Source organism: Streptomyces sp. NPDC100445, from assembly GCF_044759735.1.
Lineage (GTDB): Bacteria > Actinomycetota > Actinomycetes > Streptomycetales > Streptomycetaceae > Streptomyces.
The window spans coordinates 227310-245473 of sequence record NZ_JBIVZV010000001.1 but is presented as its reverse complement, the minus strand read 5'-3'; the positions used below and the strand labels follow the sequence as shown (position 1 = coordinate 245473).

The window sequence follows — 18164 nt, the reverse complement described above, 5'->3', positions numbered from 1 at the left end:
CCACGGGTCATCGCCCGCGGGACATGAGCCGGGGTGGGAGGGCGGGACGGTGAAGGCTGTCTACGCGGCACGCCCTGACGCCGAGGACCCGCTGGCCGCCCTGACCGTCGGTGAGCGCCCCGATCCCGAGGTGCCCGACGGGTGGCTGCGGGTGCGGGTCAGGTCCGTCTCCCTCAACCACAAGGATCTGTGGACCCTGCGGGGTGTCGGCCTGAATCACGACAAGTATCCGCGGATCCTCGGCTGCGAGGCGGCGGGGGAGGACCCCGACGGCCGGCGCGTGGCGCTCTATCCCGTACTGGAGTCCCCGCCGGGTACTACGGACGAGACCCTGATCCTGCCGGCCGCGCAGCTCGTCGGCGCCCGGCCGGGCACGATGGCCGAGTACATCGCGGTGCCCGCGGCCAGCCTGCTGCCGGTCCCGGACCAGCTGACCTGGGAAGAGGCGGCCTGCCTGATCTGCTCCTGGCTGCCGGCGTACCGCATGCTGTTCACCAAGGCCGCTCTGCGACCCGGCGATTCGGTCCTCGTGCAGGGCGCCGCCGGCGGACTCTCCACCGCGCTGATCGCGCTGGGGGCGGCCGGCGGACTCCGCGTGTACGCCACCAGCCGCACCGCCGAGAAGCGAGAGCTGGCCAGGCGCCTCGGCGCCCACGAGGTGCTGGAGCCCAGGGCGCAACTGCCCGAACAGGTGGACGCCGTCATCGACAGCGTGGGCCGGGCGACGTGGACGCACTCGTTGCACAGCGTGCGCACCGGTGGCACGATCGTCGTCGCCGGCGCCACCTCCGGCGACGTGTCGCCGGCCCGGCTGCACCGGGTCTACTTCCACCAGATCAACATCGTCGGATCGTTCAGCGGCACACGGGACGAGTACGCGCGGATGCTGGCGCTCATGCGCACCACGGGCATCCGGCCCCTCGTCGACGACGTGATGCCGCCACAGGACGCGCGAGCGGCGTTCAAACGCCTGCTGGACGGGGACGTCCGGGGCAACCTCGTACTGAGCTGGCCGTAAGGCGCGGGCGCGGCGCCCGGGCGGTACCTCCCGGGCGCCCCGATCACGCCCGGCACCGCCCGGCGCGGCGGGGAACGCGGCCGTGATCGTCACGATGCCGGACCGGATGCGGGCAGCTGGGCGGCTGCCGGTCGGGCGGTGCCGCCGTGCCCCCCGTGGCCCGACCCGTCGGGCCCACCTGCCTGCGGTGACTGCGTCGGTGGACCGTCGCCGTACCCGGTTCCGTCTGTGCCGTTGCCGTTGCCGTTGCCGTTGCCGTTGCCGTTGCCGTTGCCGTCGGCGGCGAAGGGCTCGACGTACACGGACTCCTCGCGGCGCCGCGCCCGCCCGACTTCCCCCACATCTGTTCGTCGCGCACCTCTTCACCCGCAAAGGACGCAGCATGCCCACGCATCTCGAGTACTTCACCCACGGCGTCTCCGAGGAGCAGCGCCGCACCCGCACCTTCCTGGAGATCGGCCGGTGCGCGGGGAATTTCCCCCGTGCCGTCGCCCGGACCGACGCGTCGGAGAGCGAGGTGAGCGTCTGGTGCAGCAACGACTACCTCAGCATGGGCCAGCACCCGCTGGTCCTGGCCGCCGTGCACGATGCCGTGGCCCGCTTCGGGGCCGGCTCCGGCGGCTCGCGCAACATCGGCGGCACCAACCACCGCCACGTGGAGCTGGAGCGTGAACTGGCCGACTGGCACGGCAAGGACGCGGCGCTGCTGTTCACCTCCGGCTACACCGCGAACGACGGGGCGCTGGCGGTGATCGCCGGCCGGCCCGAGGGCACCGTGGTCTTCTCGGACGAGCGGAACCACGCCTCGATCATCGACGGGCTGCGGCGCAGCGGTGCCCGCAAGCGCATCTTCCGCCACAACGACGTCGGCCACCTGGCCGAACTCCTCGCGGACACCGACCCCGACGCGCCCAAGCTGATCGTGCTGGAGTCGGTCTACTCGATGTCCGGGGACGTGGCCCCCCTGGCCGAGATCGCCGACCTCGCGGACCGCTACGGCGCCACCACCTTCCTCGACGAGGTGCATGCGATCGGCATGTACGGCCCCCAGGGAGCGGGCATCGCGGCACGCGAGGGCATCACCGACCGGTTCGACATCGTCATGGGCACCCTCGCCAAGGCGCTGGGCACGGCGGGCGGCTACATCACCGGGCCCGCCGACGTGGTCGACACCGTCCGCACGTTCTCCCGCGCGTTCGTCTTCACCACCTCCCTGCCGCCCGCCATCGCCGCCGGCGCCCTGGCCGCCGTACGCCATCTGCGGACGTCCGACGCCGAGCGGGACCGACTGGCGCGGAACGCCGGGCTGTTGCACCGGCTGCTGGACGACGCCGACATCCCGTACCTGTCCGCGGACTCGCACATCGTCTCCGCGCTGGTCGGTGACGACGCTCTGTGCAAGCAGGCTTCGAATCTGCTGCTCGAACGGCACGGCATCTATGTCCAGGCCATCAACTCGCCCAGCGTGCGCCTCGGAGAGGAACTGCTGCGCATCGCGCCCTCGGCGGCGCACACCCCGGCGGACGTGCAGAAGTTCGCCGAGGCCCTGGCGGGGATCTGGCGCGACCTGGAGCTCCGGACGGCCTCCGACCGGCGGGACGCGGCCGGGGAGGAGGCGGCGTGACCCGCTCCCTCGCCGCCGTGCTCGCCGACACGGCGGCACGATGTCCGGACCGTCCGGCTCTGATCTGGGACTCGACCGCGGTCACCTACGGCCGACTGTGGCAGCGGGTCCGCGATGCGGCCGGCACCCTGCGGCGCCACGGCATCGGACAGGGCGACCGGATCGCCGTGCTGATACCCAACACCACCGACTTTCCCGCCGCTTACTACGGAGTACTCGCACTGGGTGCGACCGTGGTCCCGCTGAACACGCAACTGCGCACGGAAGAGATCGAATTCGTGTTGCGGGACAGCGGCGCGCGGGCCCTCGTCTGCGACGCGTCCGCACTGGAGCAGGGCGCCCCGGCGGCCACCGCCACCGGGACCGCGCTCTTCACCGTCGCGGGTGAACACCCCACAGCCGTAAGGCTCGACGCCCCGGACTCCGGCCCCGCGCTCGCGGACCTCGTCGCCGTCGACCCCGAGGACATCGCCGCGATCCTCTACACCTCCGGCACGACCGGCCGCCCCAAGGGGGCGATGCTCACACACCGCAACATCGTCACGAACATCGAGGTGAGCGCCGTATCCCCGTTCGCCGTCCGGTCGGACGACGTGCTGCTCGGGTGCCTGCCGCTGTCCCACACCTTCGGGCAGACCTGCGTCATGGGCACCTGCTTCTCGGCCGGCGCGACGCTCGTGCTGATGCGCAGGTTCCACGCGGCGCCCGCGCTGGAGCTGATGGCCCGGTACGGCTGCACCGTCTTCATGGGCGTGCCGACGATGTACCACGCACTGCTGGAGACGGTGGCGGCCGGCACCCCTGCTCCGCCCACGCTGCGGCGCGCCTACAGCGGCGGCTCGGCCCTTCCCGTGCCGGTCCTGGAACAGGTGCGGCAGACCCTCGGATGCGAGGTGTACGAGGGCTACGGCCTGACCGAGACCTCACCGGTCGTCGCCTACAACCAGCCCGGCGTCCCCTGCCGTCCCGGCACCGTGGGCCTGCCGGTCACCGGCGTGGAAGTGGCGGTCGCCCGCGCCGACGTAGAGGGAACCGTCGAGCTGCTGGGAGCGGGCGAGATCGGGGAGATCGTGATCCGCGGCCACAACGTGATGGCCGGCTATCTCGGGCTGCCCGCGGCGACCGCGGCGGTCCTGGTCGACGGTTGGTTCCGCTCCGGCGACCTGGGCGTGCTCGCCGCGGACGGATACCTGTCCGTCGTGGACCGGAAGAAGGACGTCATCCTGCGCGGCGGATACAACGTCTATCCGAGGGAGGTCGAGGAGGTCCTGCTGCGGCATCCCTCCGTCGAACAGGCTGCAGTCGTCGGCGTACCCGATGTCCGGCAGGGCGAGGACGTGTGCGCGGTCGTCGTGGTCCGGGACGGGTTCGCGCCGGACGACGAGTCGGCGGCCGACCTGGTGGCATGGTGCCGTGAGCGTCTGGCGGGCTACAAGTGCCCGCGCCGGATCGAGTTCGCCCGGGAACTGCCGCTGGGCCCGAGCGGCAAGGTGCTCAAGCGGGAGCTGGACGCGCGGCTCCGCGCGTCGGACACCGCACGGGTCACTTCTTGAGCAGGGCGGTGTCCGGTGCCCCGACCGCGGCGAGTGTGGCCCGGGGTGCCATGGCCACGCCGCGGTCGCAGGTGGAGCGCCGAGCGGTCGACGAAGCCGTGCGTCGGCGAGCCCGCGCCGCGTCCACCCGCTCGTCCCGCCCGACCGGGCCCCTCCCGGACGACGCCCGCCGGGGCGCGAACCGGGCGGCCCGTATTCGTGCGGCAGCCGACGCCTGCGACACGGGCGAGGACCCGGTGGGCCGGCTCCTGGTCCGCCGGGCCGTTCCGTGGCGGGACGGTTCGGGGTGTCGCGGACCGCGGGGCATCGGCCGGACGGGGAGCAGGACGGTGGTGCGTACGGTCCGCGGCTCCCGCCCGTACCGGCTCGGTGCGGGCGCCGGCGAGATCCGGGAACTCGTCATCGCGCTCGACCCGCTCCGCCCTGAGGTTCCGCGGTGATGGGAGCGCCCATGCTCGGATCGGTGGAGGACCTGGACCTCACGCGGTACGTGCGTGACGGCGACGGCGTGATGTGGGCCCAGGCGTGCGCCGAGCCCCGCACGCTCGTCGAGCATCTGCTGCGGCAGCGGCCGGCGACGGACCTCAAGGCGTTCGTCGGCATACCGGTGGCCCGGACGCTGTCTCGGGAGAACACCCGATGGTTGACGCTCCACTCGTACACCGGTGCGGGCGCGAACGCCGACCTGATCTCCGCCGGCGCCCTGGACATCGTGCCCGCGCACTACTCCTCCTTCCCCGACCTGATCCGGGACGGCGTCATCAGGGCTGACGTGGTACTGGTGCAACTCTCGCCCCCCGACAGCACCGGGCGCTATAGCCTGGGCCTCGCGCGCGAATATCTGGCGGACGCGCTCGCCACGGCCCGCACCGTGATCGGTGAGCTCCACCGGGACGTCCCCTGGACCCACGGCGGCCCCACGCTGACCGCCGATGACCTGGCAGCCGTGGTCCCCGCCCGGTACCCTCCGGCGGAAAGCCCGCCGACCAGCCCGAAACCCGTTCACCAGGCGATCGCGGCGAACGTCGCCGCCCTGATCGAGGACGGGGCGACCTTGCAGTTCGGCGTCGGTGCCCTCACCGAGGCCGTACTCGGCGAACTGCACGACCGCCGGCATCTCGGCGTCCATTCCGGCCTGCTGCCGGACGGACTGGTTCCGCTGATCGAGGGCGGCGTCGTCACCGGCGAACGAAAGTCGGTCGACCGCGGCAGGACGGTGGGCGGCATGCTCCTGGGCACCCGCCGTCTGTTCGAGCACGTCCACCGCAACCCCCGGGTGGAACTGCGCGCCACCAGCTACACCCATCACCCGGCGGTGCTGGCCGCGCAGCACCGGTTCGTGGCCCTGAACTCCGCCGTCGAGGTGGACCTCACCGGCCAGGTCAACGCCGAAGTGGCCGAAGGCCGCTATGTGGGGGCCGTGGGCGGCGCGGTCGACTTCCTGCGGGGCGCGTCCCGCTCCGAGGGCGGGGTGCCCGTGGTCATGCTGCCCTCGCGAGCAGGGTCGGCCAGCCGGATCGTCGCCGGACTCAGCGGCCCGGTGAGCACGCCGCGCAGCGACGCGGGCGTAGTGGTCACCGAGTACGGCTCCGCCGACCTGCGGGGACTGTCGCTGAGCCAACGCGTCGAGCGCATGATCGCGCTCGCCGCGCCCGAGAACCGGGTGGAACTCGACCGCTCGGCAGAGGCGGTCCTCGCGAACGCGAGGAGAGCGCGTCAGGGCTGAGGAGAGCGGCGATCGCCGGCCTCCGCTTCGGCAGCGGGGACGGCGCCGGACCCTGGCGAGCGGGCAACGAACATCGTGCACATCGTCCTGGACGACACCGCGATGGCCGCCGCCGGCCAGGGCAACGTCCTCGCCTCCCGCCTCTTCCACCGCGCCCACGCCGAAGCGGGCTGGTTCCTGTCCGCGCCGGCGTGCGTGTCGGTGAAAGCCGGCCGTCGAACAGCTCTGGCTGTCGTGGGACCAGGCCCTCGCCAGCCGTGACGCCCTGCGCTACGCCTTCACCGTGCTGCGCACCGCGGTCATGACCCGCACCCCGCACATCGACGGCCGCCCCGAGTTCAGCGCCGCCGCGTTCGACACGGTCGCCCTGCGATCACTCACCGATGAGGACGAGGCCGCGGAACGGATCGCCGAGCCCATCGCCTTGTTCAAGGCGATGGGCCGGCTGCCCCACAACCAGCTCGACGTCATGGTGCTGCGCGCCCGGCGCGGCATGGCCGCCGAGGACGTCTCCCAACTCCTGGGCCTTCCACTGGCCACCGTCCTGTCCGATGAACGCCACGCGACCCGCTTCCTCGACGACAGCCTGTGACCGCCGCATCTCGAAGGGAACAGATCCTCGCCCGGGCCCGCCTCGCCACAGAACGCACCATGCCCCGCGACATCGTCGACACCCACTCCCGCCCCGCCCGCACTGCGCCGCCCTCGGCCCACACCCACGACCGCCCGACGGTGTCCGGTAGGCGCCGGGCGGCTGCGGAGGCCGCCGAAGATCTGAGGGCTCTGTGCGAGACCCTCGTCCACCAAGTGCTGCTCAGCACCGTTGTCGACTGGGCAGGCGGGCGTGATCGCGCACTACGCGGTCGCAACCCCCAGGAAGCGCAGCACCGCCAGTACACGGCGGTGGTCGGCGTCGGCCTTGGGCAGGTCGAGCTTGGTGAAAATGCTGTTGATGTGCTTGGCGACCGCACTCTCGCTCACGACCAGCTCGGCGGCGATGCCGGAGTTGGACCGGCCGCCCGCCATCAGCTCCAGCACCTCCCGCTCGCGCGGTGTCAGCCGGTCGAGTGGATCGCTGTGCCGGCGCACCAGCAGCTGCGCGACGACCTGGGGGTCGAGCGCGGTGCCGCCGGCCGCCACCCGGCGTACCGCCTCGGCGAACTCCTCGACGTCGGCGACACGTTGCTTGAGTAGATAGCCGACGCCCGAGGTGTTGGTGGCGAGCAGATCGGCGGCGTACCGTTCCTCCACGTACTGCGACAACAGGAGCACGGCGGTACACGGGTACTGGCGGCGGATCACCAGCGCGGCGCGTACTCCCTCGTCGGTGAAGCCGGGTGGCATGCGCACGTCGACCACGGCGATGTCGGGCCGGTGCTCCTCGACGGCTGCCAGCAGCCCTTCTGCGTCGGCGACCTGCGCGCACATCTCGAAGCCGGCCGCTTCCAACACCTTGACCACGCCGATGCGCAGCAAGAGGGAATCCTCGGCGATCACGGCGCGCACGGCAGCTCCACGGTGATGACGGTCGGGCCCCCGGCGGGGCTGCGGCAGGAGAACGTGCCGTCGACGGACGCGACGCGCTTGGCGAGCCCGGCGAGCCCGGTGCCGCAGGCCGCCGCGAGATCCGCGCCGCCCGCTCCGTCGTCCGCGACGACCACCAGCAGTGTCTCCCCGATCCGCTCCACGGTCACGTCCGCCTGGGTCGCCTGGGCGTGTTTGACCACGTTCGTCAGGGCTTCGGAGACCACGAAGTACGCGACGGCCTCGACCGTGGGTGAGGGGCGCTGCGGCAGGTCCACCGCCACGCGTACCGGGATCGGGAAGCGGGCGGCGACCCCGGACAGCGCGGCGTCGAGGCCGCGGTCCTCAAGGACGGCCGGATGCAGGCCGCGCACCAGGTCGTTCAGCTCGGCGATCGCCTCCTTCGCCTCGCGGTGCGCCTCGTCGATCACCTTGCGGGCGTCCTCCGGCAGGTCGCCGAGGGTGGCCCTGGCCAGGCCCAGGTTGACGGCGAGTGAGACGAGGCGCTGCTGCGCGCCGTCGTGCAGGTCGCGCTCGATCCGCCGCCGCTCGGCGTCGGCGGCGTCGAGCACGCCGGCCCGGCTCTCGGCGAGGTCGGCGACCCGGCGGGCGAGCTTCTCCGTGCGGCTGGGGCCGAGCAGGACCTCGGCCGCCCGGGTCTCCAGCCGCACCAGAGCACCGGTCAGCCGGGGCCCGAGGAGCAGCAGGGCGAGGCCGCCGGCGGTGATGTACGCGGCCTGCGTGGTGTACCCGAGGTCGGTGACCCGCCACTGCGGGGGCAGCGCCCAGATCCATACGTAGATGGAGGCGGCCACGAGAGCGGCGGCCCAGACTGCGAGGACGGCGAGGTCCAGGACGGCGAGCAGCGGACCCGCCACGGCGTGGTAGCAGACCTGCCGCCACAAGGCCCGCGTGGCCAGCCGGCGCACCGCTGACTTCCAGTTGCGTCCCGGCTCGGGTACGGCGGGGCCCGGGAGGTCCTTACCGACGAGCGCCCGGTAGCGCCGCCGCTGCCCGACGGTCAGCACGGGTGTCACCACGAGCGTGAGCAGCACGGGCAACGGAGTCACGGCCACCGCGCCGGGCGCGCGCACCAACGCCGCCATCGTGCCGAGCAGCCAGAGCCACAGTGGCACCACGGCGAGGTGGAGCGGCAGGCCGGCGGCGACGAGCGAGGTCCGGTGTCCCGCCCTGCGGAACGGCCGACCCAGCACCAGCTGCCGCAGCCACGTTGTGAGTTGCATGCGTCAAACGGTAAAGCCGCAGGCCATCCCCGTGCCATGACGCTCTCGCCCGGTTCGGGGGTGCACTTGTCTCCAGCCTGGGTCGGAACCCTGCGTGACTGACGGCGCCCTGGTGTGCGGCGGAGGGTGGAGCACATGAAAGCCGATGGGGAGCAGGGGAAGACGATGCGTCAACTGGTGTTGTGCAATGACGAATCAGCGGAGGGCTTCGACCGCACCGAGGTCATCCCGCTCCACGAAGAGACGGAGGAGCCGCGCTCGGCTCGGGGCATGCGGTGGGCCGGGTGGCTGCTGGTCGCCTGCGGGCTCGCCCTGCTGCCGTGGCTGTACGTGCTGGCCACCAGCCTGCCGGCCACCGCGTCCGCGGCGCACTGGCCGGTCGCCTGGGTCGGGCTCGACGCGCTGGAGGCACTCGGCCTGATCGCCACCGGCCTCCTCGCCGCCCGCGGCGACCGGCGGCACGCCCTGGCAGCCGCCGCAACGGCGACGCTGCTTGTGGTGGACGCCTGGTTCGACACCACGACCGCGGCCCCGGGCGGCGACTTCGCCACCGCGGTCGCCATGGCGCTCGGCGCCGAGCTGCCGCTCGCCGCGCTGTGCGGCCGGCTGGCGCTGCGGACGCTGAGCCGGCCCGCGTGACACCACCCCCCAGGTCATCCGTTCGACAGGGGGCAACAGTCATGCCGGGCCCGGAGGCCAGCGGCCCTCTTGCAGGACAGGGCAGTGATCGCGGAGACCACGGTGACCAGATAGTCGACCTTGTGGCCGCCTGCGACGTACAACGCCAGAAACGCCGCAACAAGCGCGGCGTAGAGCAATCCTGCTCGCTTCGGCATACGTCTCACATAATGATCATGCGGGATCCTGGACGGCATTCCCGGGATTTGAGGTTGCAGACACCGGCCCGGCACGAATGTCGCTGGGGTTCAGATCTGCGTCGCCGTCCGAGCAGCTTCCACAGTGGGTCAAGATCATGCCTCTACCGCTGGCCGCCTCGGAAGCCTAGGCTGCCGCGGTTGTTGCGGGACGCGGCGCGGCCAGTGGGGTCTGTCCGGCGTTGCCTGCCAGGAGGCCGGTGCCGTCCACCGTCGTACTGACAGGGTTCCTTGAGGTGTGATTGGCGCACGTGTTGCCGAAGGCGGCATTGCCGAACCCTCCGATGACGTCAGCGTGCACCGGCCCCGCGGAGGCGATGAAGCCGCCGACCAGGACCACTCCCATCACGCCCCTTCGATGTGTCCAAGATGCCTGCATCACTGCTGTACGCGCACGCCCACGGCGGCCCAGCGGCAGTTGGGGGCATGAGCACGATCCCGGAGCCAGAGCCGGCCCGCCCCTGGCGTTCGGAGGACGGGCCACCCCCGACGGTGTGGACTTGGCCGTCCGCGTCCCCCCGCTCGTCGTGGCCGTGTCCGTCCTCGTGGGCGGCACCGTGGCCCGTTGATCGGCGCGGTCGTGGCGGTGCCCTTCGTCTCGGTCGCCTGGGCGGTCTTTCGGGCCCTGCGGCCGGCGCCCCTCCGGCACGCTGATGGGCCCATGGGGGCCTGGGCCCATGGGGGCCTACGGGGATGCGGTACGCCCAGGGCGCCCTGGCTCCCGGGAAGCCACGCAGCGAGCAGATGGGCCACGAAGCCGACCGTCATCCGCTCAGCAAAGGCCGTGGCGGCGCCTCACCTGTTCCCAGACACCGGTGTCGCACGGACCGGCGAGCCGCCGGAACGCCGTGTAGGGCAGTTCGCGCAGTGGGGCCGACTCGAGCCAGCTGTCGTGTACGGCGGTCGGGTCCCAGGCCGCCACGGGCATCCGGACGTAGTCGGGACGGCCGCTCTTGTTCGCGCTGGTGATCTTGAGCACCTGGGCGTGACGGCGGAAGGTACGCACCACCAGACACGGTCTGTCCTTGGAACTGGTGCCGCCGTCGAAGGGGAGTTCGGCGAACCAGACGTCGCCCGGCGCGGGAGGACGCCCGCGGAACAGGCCGGGATCCGGTGGCACCGACTCCGAGCCCTGGCGCGGCGCGGACGCGGGCCTGCGGGGCCGACGTACGAATCCGGAACCCGCGCCCCCTCGGGGCGGGGACCCCGGGCCCCACCCTGTGCCCCGGCGCGGCGGTGCCGGAGCGGGGCGTGGCAGGGTGCGGATCCACGACCCCAGGAGCAGCCCCGTGATCAGCAGCGATACGCCGGCACCGGTCATTGCGGAGGCGACGAGGTCAGCGCCGGTCGCCGCCGCGATGAGCCCACCGCCCAGGCACTCGGCCGCCACCAGCCATCCCTGGACGCGCACCGAGCCGCCCTTCCCCGCTCGCGCCGACACGGTCCTCGCAGCCCCGGGTGTCGCCGGCAGCCGCGCGGGCCCCTCAGCGCGGGTGCGGGCGCGGGCGTAGGCGATGCCCAGGGCGATCAGCAGGACGACGACCAGTTCCAGCGCGTCGGAGAACCCGAAGCCGCCGTCGTCCTGGAACTCCTTCCGGTAGCCCAGGACGAACAGGACCACCCCGGTCAGGCCGGTGAGGGGGAGCCATGCGACGAGCAGGGCGACGCCCAGGAAGGCGTACGCCGCGTCGCCGTACCGCCCGACGGTCTCCCTCACGGACACCTCCCCCCGACCGCCGCCGACTGTACCCCCGAGCCCGGGAGTGGACGCAACCCGCTTACAGAGATGGGCAGTTGACCGGTCGGCGCCGCGGTACCACCACCTGCAACGACGGGACCGCGACCTGCCGGCGACAGCCGATGACACGGCCCACGGCGCGGGCACCCGAAATGCCCGCCGGCCCGGCCACCAGGCCTTCGGGTCCAGCATTTTGATCCGTTTGACATGTGCTTCGACGACACCCGAACTCCAGGGGAGGGTGAGCCCGGCGATGACGGCTTTACCGGTCGCGGTCGATGCCTGCGGCGAGCGTGTGGAGGCTGGGGAGGTCGTCCTGTGCGACGGCGTCGAGCCAGGCCTGGGCCAAGAAGTACGCAGGCTCCTACCGGCGGGCCCCACCGAGCCTGCATCAACATCCCGTAGTCACCCTGGAGAGGACTGGATCGATCACGTGTGCACAATCCCGAGCTGCCCTCTTACGGGTGGGGCGGGGCCGCCCCACAGGCCTGGTTTTGCGGCTCTCCGCGTGACGCCACCCACGAGAGGCAGGTCACGTCCTAAGCGGGATCGTAGAGCCGCACAGCGGTCCGGCGCCCAGGAAAGCTACCGAATGACCGAATTAGGCAGCTTCTACGTCTATGGGTAGTAGGTCACACTCTTGCTTCCCATTCTCGCGGTCGCTAACCATGTCTCTTGTCGCCGCAAGCAGCGGGTCGGACCGGGCGGGATCGCCGGGGCCGTCCTTGTTTCGCCGCGCTGTGCGGGGCCCCGCCCCGACGCCCGACAGGCCGCGACCGGATGATCCGGCCGGCGCCTCAAAGACGTCCCGTAGGAGACCCCCATGACCGCGATCACCGCTGCGCCCCGCCTCGCCCGTCTACGCAACCTGGCCGTCACCGGCCTGCTCACCACCGGCGCCGCGGCCGCGGCCCTGACGCTGACGCCGGCCACCGCCCACGCCGCCGAGGCCCCGAAGGCCGCCCCCGCCATCGCCTCCAAGGCCGCCGACCCCGCCGGCGCCAAGGGTGGCGCGAGCAACCTCGACGGCTGGATCAATCAGTCCCTGACCATCATGAAGGCCAAGGGCATCCCGGGCACCTACGAGGGCCTGCACCGCAACATCATGCGCGAGTCCAGCGGCAACCCCAACGCCCAGAACAACTACGACGTCAACGCCAAGAACGGCACCCCCTCCAGGGGCCTGCTCCAGGTCATCGACCCCACATTCAAGGCATTCCACGTCGACGGCACCGCCAACAGCTCCACCGACCCGGTCGCCAACATCACCGCCGCCGCCAACTACGCCGCCCACCGCTACGGCTCCATCGACAACGTCAACTCCGCGTACTGAGCCACCCGGCGTTCGTCACCCGTCCGGATCGAGTTCCGCGTACAGCATCTCCAGCAGCTACCCGCCCTCGGGCATGCCCGGGTCGATGGGAGACCAGCAAGGCCCCCACGGCCGTCACCCATCACACCTCCACAGCGGCCAGCAACAGTGGCACCGTATCCCCGCTGTGCGCCAACGGTTGCTACCGATAGGCGGCCCCAACTCCCGCGCTCACACCCGCTTGGGCGGGGTGAGGTCACCCCGGTCGATGGGCGGGGGGTGACTCCACGGTGTCACTTGCCGGGGGCTCGTCGCAAGCCTGATCAGCATGCGTCCCGCGGTCAGCGGCGCAGGGTGAGGGGCAGCGCCTCCAAGCCGCGCAGCATCATCGTGTTGCGCCAGCGCAGGTCGCGCTCCTGGCAGGCCAGGGTCGTTCCGGGGAAGCGGGCGAGGAGCGCGGTGAGCGCGATCTCGGTCTCCAGCTTGCCGAGCAGGGCCCCGAGGCAGCGGTGGATACCACCGCCGAAGGCGAGATGACCGGCGTCCCGGCGGTCGAGGATGAGGCGGTCGGGGTCCTGGAAGCGCGCCGGGTCGCGGTTGGCCGCGCCGAGGGACAGCAGCACGAACTCGTCCTGCGGGATCTCCACCCCGCCGACGTCCACCGGCTCGGTGGTGAAGCGGGTGGTGGCCATACAGATGGGGGAGTCGTAGCGCAGGAACTCCTCGACGGCCCCGGGCATCCGGGTGAGATCGGCGCGCAGCCAGGCGGCCTGGCCGGGATCGCGCAGCAGCGCGAGGCAGGAGGTGCTTAGCAGGTTCACGGTGGTCTCATGCCCGCCGATCAGCAGCAGGGCGACCATGCCCACGATCTCGTCGTCCGTCAGCTCCCCGCGCTCGCGGGCCGCCAGCAGCTCGGTGAGCAGATCGGCGGGACGGTCATTGCGGCGGATACGCCGGTCGGCGATGGCCAGGACGTACGAGCCCATCTCCTGGACGGCTCGCCGGAACGCCGCGTGGTCGCCCTCCTGGGTGACGATGGCGGTCGACCACTTCCGGTGGAGGTCGCGGTCCTCGGGCGGGAAGCCGAGCAGTTCGCAGACGACGAGGATCGGCAGCGGGAAGGCGAAGTCACGTACCAGGTCCACTGTGGCGGTGGTGGTGCGGGTCGTGTGGCGCGCGGCTGCCGCGTCCAGCCCGTCGAGGAGTTCGAGGGTGATGCGCTCGACCATCGGCCGCATCGCCTCGACCCGCTTGCGGCTGAACGCCGCCTGGACCACGCGGCGCAGGCGGGTGTGGTCGGGCGGATCGCTGCTGAGCATATGGGTGATCTCGCTGCCCAGGTTGACGCCCTCGACCCGGCTGTCGGCCAGGGCCTGGGCGCGTCGCGCATCCTGCGCGAAGCGGCGGTCGAAGAGCGCGGCCCGGACATCGACGTAGCGCGGGATGATCCACAGCCGCAGGCCGCCGTCGCTGTGCAGCACGGAGACCGGGGCCGATTGCCGCATCCTGGCCAGGGTCGGGTACGGGTCGCTGAGGAACGTCGGCGGGTTCTGGCGCGGTTCCGTCGTCTCGGGCTTGTCCGGCCGGTGCTTCACGGGCCGGGGACTGTTCGTCCGGGGTGCTGCCGTCGCTGCCGTAGCTGTGGTCATGATGTTTTCCTGTCCTCACCGGTACGGCCGGCGCCGCGGCGGGGTGCCGGGCGTGGCACCCCGCTACGGCGCTGCTTGGGCTCACTGCAGAGGCGACTTCTTCTCCGTGTTCTTCTTCGTGCGGTTGGTGCAGGTCCGCGCCGGGCCGTTCGGCCGGACCGGGACCGCCTTGTCCAGGGCGGCCTGGGTGTGCGGCGGAATGATGAGCCCGCGCTCCCGCTCGGTGGCGCTGATGGGGTCGACGCGCAGTCCGTGACGCTTCATGGGGTTGACCTTTCTTCGGTGTGGTGGACGGGGTGGTGCGAGCCGGTCCGCCCGCTGTTGCGGCGGTCGGCGGTTCTGGGGGAGGCGCGCAGCGTGTCGTCGGCGTAGCGCACCATGGAGGCCCAGGCGGCGGCGTGTCCGGCCGGGTCACGGCCCACGTCGTGTCCGCCGCCGAGCCACCAGACGCGATGCGGGACGTCGCGGCGCCGCAGCGCGGCGAGATAGCGCTCGATCTGTTCCGGAGGGCACTTCTCGTCGTCCGCCGAGGCGGCGAGGAAGAGCGGGCCGCGTACGCGGCCCACATAGGTCATCGGGCAGGCCGCGCGATAGCGGTGTGGCACCTGCTCGGGGGTGCCGCCGAAGAGGCGGTCGTCGACCTCCCGCAGCGCCGGCGTCGTCGCCCGGTACGCCGCCGTGTAGTCGGCCACCGGGGCGACGGCCAGCCCCACGTCCCACAGCCGGGGCTGGACGCCCATCGCCAGCAGCGTCAGATAGCCGCCCCAGGAGTAGCCGCACAGGCCGGTACGGCCCGGCTCCGAGACTCCCGCGTCGATGAGGTGGCCGCGCACCGCGGCGAGGTCTTCGAGCTGGGCGAGGCCGACCCGGTGGCCGAAGTCGTCCCGCCAGCGGGGGCCGTAGCCCGTCGAGCCGCGGTAGTTGGTGCGCACCACGGCGAATCCGGCCCGGACCAGGGCCTCGGTCCGGGCGTCATAGGCGTCCCGGTCGTGGGTGTGGGGCCCGCCGTGGACGAGGAAGACCGTCGGCCAGGGGCGGTGGCCCGCCCTGCGGCCGGGCGGGGTGGCCACAAAGCTGTGGATCTGCCCGTACGGCCGGCGTGTCCACAGCTCGCGGCGTCTGGATCCGGTCGTTCCGCCGGACGCCGTGCCGCGTGACGCCGTCGTGGAGCGGCCGGAGTGGCCGGAGCGGTCGGGACGTTCCGGGGGTTCCGGGTGCTCCGCACTTTCCGAGCTTTCCGGGCTTTCCGGGCGGCAGACCAGTGGCCGGGGCGGTTCGCCGTCGCGGCTCCACAGGCAGTGGACCGTGCGGTCGGGTGCGCAGGAGAAGTCGATGATCGTGCCCTCGGGCGTGGGAAGCACCGTCGTCGTACCGCGGTCGAGGTCGGCGCGGAGCAGGCGGCTGCGTCCCGCCCGGTCCTGCTGGACCAGCGCCGTGCGGCCGGGCCCGTACCAGCAGGCGGTGATCTCCGTATCGAAGTCGAGGGCGGAGCCGGGGCCGTGCGTACGGATCCCCTCGCCCTGCCGCCAGAAGGCCAGGGTGTAGCGGTCCGCGCGTTCGAGGACGAGCAGCAGTTCCGGCCGTGCGGTGGTGAGGTCCGGGCGGAAGCCCAGCGCCCACACCGCGCCGCCGTCCCCCGCTGCGCCGGGGATGGCGTCCACGAGGACGCCGGAGGCCGGTGACCACAGCCGGACCGCGGCCGGTCCGGCCGGGCACCCCGCGGTGGCCAGCAGCCGGCCGCCGGGGGCCAGGCCCACCACTGCCGCATAGCCGGGCTCCTCGGCCACCAGGCGGGCGCGCTCGCCCGGTCGGCCGAGGTAGTACCGCGAGCGGTCCGCGACCCCGACGCCGACGGCGGCGAGGCCGCTGCGGGGGTCGAAGGCCAGGCCGTGCATCCGCCCGGCGGGTACGCCGTCGAGCGCCGGGCGCGGGTGGCCGCCCTCGAACGGCCCGCGCAGCCAGCGGCCTTGACCGCCGGGAGCGGCGTCGAACCACCACAGGCCGTGGCCGTCCGGTTCGATGGCGGCGGTCTCCACACCCAGCGGTGCGGTGGTCACCTGGCGGCGCTGACCCGTCGTCAGGTCCCAGGCCACGATCTGCGGGAGACCGTCCACATACCGGGTCTCGACCGCTCGCCGTCCGTCGCGGGCGGCGAAGGACGGGACGTGCACCGCCGTTCCGATACCGCCGCTCATCGCCGTCCCTCCCTTCGTTGGTGTCCGCTTCCGCCGCCGGTGGCCTTGGCTGTGGTCGGCTCCGACGGCCATCACACTGCCGGACGGGCGGGCTGCGTGGCAGGGAAGAAAGCGCAGCGGCACCGGCAGTGAGCTACTGCCGGTCCTTCCCTGGCACCGGACGGTGGGCGGGCGACAGGGTGCGGGGGCGACCACATGGCCCGGACCCACCGAGGAGAAAGAGGCGACCCGATGACGATCGCGGCGACCCGGCCCGGCGTAGCCCCCGTCCCACCCGGCGGAGCGCCGAACGGCACACCGGGTGGCAGGCCGAGCCGTGCGCTGACGGCGGTCTATGTCGCCGGCGCGGTGACGGCGTTGGGCACCCAGATGACCATGCTCGCGCTGCCCTGGCTGGTGCTGGAGACCACCGGCTCGGCCACCCGGGCGGGCCTGGTCTTCGCGGCCCAGGTGCTGCCCATGGCGCTGCTCGGCTTCGCGGGCGGAGAGGTCATCCAGCGCCTGGGCGCCCGCCGGACCATGGTCGTCTCCGATCTCGCCCGCGCTCCGGTGGTGGCGCTGATCCCGCTGCTGCAGACCCTGGGCGCGCTCAATCTGGCCGTCCTCGTGGCGATCGTCGCGACGCTCGGGGCGCTGGCCGTTCCGTACCACGCGGCACAGCGGGTGCTGGCGATGGAACTGCTGAGCCCGCACGCCCGTTCCCTGGCCCGCGCCAACAGCGCGCTGGCAGGTGTGCAGAACGGCTCGGCGTTCGCCGGACCGGCGCTCGCGGGCGCGCTGATCCCGCTGGTGGGGACCACATCGGTGGTGTGGCTGGACGCGGCCACGTTCGCCTTCTCCGGGTTGTTGCTGCTGCGCCGCGTCCCGGCAGGGGGTGGCGGGGCCGGAGGGTCCGCGGCCGGGCCTCGCGGACTGTGGGCGGGGGTGCGGTATCTGTGCGGCGACTGGTTTCTGAGCCGGGCGATGCTGTCCACCGTGGTGTTCGGGCTGATGCTGCGGACCCTGATGATCACCATGCCGGTGCTGGCGTTCGCCCGGTTCCAGGGGGACGCCAGGGTCGGCGGCCTGCTGATCGCCGCCGATGGCGCCGGTGGCCTGGTGGGCTCGGTGGCCGCCTATGTACTGGCGGCACGGGTCGCCCCCGTACGACTCGCCTGTACGGCCCTGGTCTGCGTCGCTCTGCCCCTATGGACGCTCCTGGTGCCCGTGCCAGCCAGCGTGCTCGTCGTCGCCGTCGGCCTGTCATCGGCCGCCGCGCCCCTGGCGAACGCGCCGCTGATGGGCCTGCTCTCCGCCCGGCTGCCGGACGGCTTCGGGCCCAAGGTGTTGCAGGCCGTGGTCACGATCAGCACCCTGGCCGGGCCGCTGGGCTTCCTGGCCGCGGGCGCCGTGCTGGACCGGGCCGGTGTCGCGGCGACCCTGTGGGGCGTCGCCGCGCTCGCGACGTTCGGCAGCGGCAATCTGATCCTGGCCCTGCGCCGCCTCCAGGCCACCGGCGACCCGGACTGACTGTCAGGGTGATCATCTCGTCAGCCGCGGCGCGCACCGCTTGGTCCTGGTGGGTGTGGACGTCGCCGAGCGCAGGACTCCTCCTTGCCGTCCGCGGACGGCAAGCCCTTCGGCTTCCAGCCACCGGTACAACACGGCGGGGCCGACGCGCGTGAGCTCGCGGATGCGGTAGCGGCCGGCACCGAGGCGGGCCGCCT

The 18164-nt window shown here is 72.6% G+C and carries 16 protein-coding genes; 9 read left to right on the top strand and 7 right to left on the bottom strand.

Annotated elements, in window-relative coordinates; genetic code table 11:
- Nucleotides 1-49 precede the first annotated feature (49 nt).
- Nucleotides 50-1018, top strand: a complete 969-nt coding sequence (locus tag ACIQVT_RS01100) for a zinc-binding dehydrogenase (RefSeq protein ID WP_403745689.1) — start codon at nt 50-52, stop codon at nt 1016-1018.
- A gap of 89 nt (nt 1019-1107) precedes the next feature.
- On the opposite strand, the gene ACIQVT_RS01095 is transcribed toward ACIQVT_RS01100, so the two are convergent.
- Complete coding sequence (locus tag ACIQVT_RS01095; RefSeq protein ID WP_403745688.1) at nt 1108-1320, bottom strand: hypothetical protein; 213 nt, start codon at nt 1318-1320, stop codon at nt 1108-1110.
- A gap of 80 nt (nt 1321-1400) precedes the next feature.
- On the opposite strand from ACIQVT_RS01095, the gene hemA reads away from it, so the two are divergent.
- From hemA to ACIQVT_RS01070, 5 genes are all read left to right on the top strand, one after another.
- Nucleotides 1401-2642, top strand: a complete 1242-nt coding sequence (hemA, locus tag ACIQVT_RS01090) for a 5-aminolevulinate synthase (protein WP_403745687.1) — start codon at nt 1401-1403, stop codon at nt 2640-2642.
- Nucleotides 2639-4195: a long-chain fatty acid--CoA ligase gene (locus ACIQVT_RS01085; RefSeq protein ID WP_403745686.1), complete on the top strand. Its 1557-nt coding sequence runs from the start codon at nt 2639-2641 to the stop codon at nt 4193-4195. Before hemA ends, ACIQVT_RS01085 begins: the two co-directional genes overlap by 4 nt.
- 451 nt (nt 4196-4646) lie before the next feature.
- Complete coding sequence (locus ACIQVT_RS01080; protein WP_403745685.1) at nt 4647-5921, top strand: acetyl-CoA hydrolase/transferase family protein; 1275 nt, start codon at nt 4647-4649, stop codon at nt 5919-5921.
- A 75-nt stretch (nt 5922-5996) separates the two neighbouring features.
- A complete protein-coding gene (locus tag ACIQVT_RS01075) occupies nt 5997-6182 on the top strand; it encodes a hypothetical protein (protein ID WP_403747955.1) in 186 nt (61 codons plus the stop codon).
- Nucleotides 6183-6204: 22 nt separating this feature from the next.
- Nucleotides 6205-6513 (top strand): hypothetical protein, encoded by a 309-nt coding sequence (locus ACIQVT_RS01070; RefSeq protein ID WP_403745684.1) that lies wholly within the window; start codon nt 6205-6207, stop codon nt 6511-6513.
- Between the two features lie 263 nt (nt 6514-6776).
- Here ACIQVT_RS01070 and ACIQVT_RS01065 read toward each other — a convergent pair whose 3' ends face one another.
- Nucleotides 6777-7427, bottom strand: a complete 651-nt coding sequence (locus tag ACIQVT_RS01065; RefSeq protein ID WP_403745683.1) for a LuxR C-terminal-related transcriptional regulator — start codon at nt 7425-7427, stop codon at nt 6777-6779.
- Nucleotides 7415-8689, bottom strand: a complete 1275-nt coding sequence (locus ACIQVT_RS01060) for a sensor histidine kinase (protein ID WP_403745682.1) — start codon at nt 8687-8689, stop codon at nt 7415-7417. Before ACIQVT_RS01060 ends, ACIQVT_RS01065 begins: the two co-directional genes overlap by 13 nt.
- A 135-nt stretch (nt 8690-8824) precedes the next feature.
- Between ACIQVT_RS01060 and ACIQVT_RS01055 the strand changes: the two genes are divergently transcribed.
- The gene (locus ACIQVT_RS01055) at nt 8825-9328 is read left to right on the top strand and encodes a hypothetical protein (RefSeq protein WP_403745681.1); all 504 of its coding nucleotides are present in this window, start codon (nt 8825-8827) and stop codon (nt 9326-9328) included.
- Between the two features lie 1008 nt (nt 9329-10336).
- Here ACIQVT_RS01055 and ACIQVT_RS01050 read toward each other — a convergent pair.
- Nucleotides 10337-11281 (bottom strand): type II toxin-antitoxin system PemK/MazF family toxin, encoded by a 945-nt coding sequence (locus ACIQVT_RS01050; protein ID WP_403745680.1) that lies wholly within the window; start codon nt 11279-11281, stop codon nt 10337-10339.
- Between the two features lie 844 nt (nt 11282-12125).
- Here ACIQVT_RS01050 and ACIQVT_RS01045 point away from each other — a divergent pair.
- On the top strand, nt 12126-12635 hold the full coding sequence (locus ACIQVT_RS01045) for a transglycosylase SLT domain-containing protein (RefSeq protein WP_403745679.1): 510 nt from the start codon (nt 12126-12128) through the stop codon (nt 12633-12635).
- A gap of 320 nt (nt 12636-12955) precedes the next feature.
- Here the strand turns inward: ACIQVT_RS01045 and ACIQVT_RS01040 are convergent, their stop codons facing one another.
- The 3 genes from ACIQVT_RS01040 to ACIQVT_RS01030 all read right to left on the bottom strand — a co-directional run bounded on the left by ACIQVT_RS01040 (nt 12956) and on the right by ACIQVT_RS01030 (nt 16458).
- Nucleotides 12956-14263 carry a cytochrome P450 gene (locus ACIQVT_RS01040; RefSeq protein WP_403745677.1) on the bottom strand — a complete coding sequence of 436 codons (1308 nt, stop codon included), beginning with the start codon at nt 14261-14263 and terminating at the stop codon, nt 12956-12958.
- Between the two features lie 81 nt (nt 14264-14344).
- Nucleotides 14345-14527, bottom strand: coding sequence for a hypothetical protein (locus ACIQVT_RS01035; RefSeq protein WP_403745676.1), 183 nt, complete (start codon nt 14525-14527; stop codon nt 14345-14347).
- Nucleotides 14524-16458, bottom strand: a complete 1935-nt coding sequence (locus ACIQVT_RS01030) for a prolyl oligopeptidase family serine peptidase (RefSeq protein WP_403745675.1) — start codon at nt 16456-16458, stop codon at nt 14524-14526. Before ACIQVT_RS01030 ends, ACIQVT_RS01035 begins: the two co-directional genes overlap by 4 nt.
- 231 nt (nt 16459-16689) lie before the next feature.
- Between ACIQVT_RS01030 and ACIQVT_RS01025 the strand changes: the two genes are divergently transcribed.
- Entirely contained in the window at nt 16690-17967 is a 1278-nt protein-coding gene (locus ACIQVT_RS01025) for an MFS transporter (RefSeq protein ID WP_403745674.1), read from the top strand.
- Nucleotides 17968-18164 lie beyond the last annotated feature (197 nt).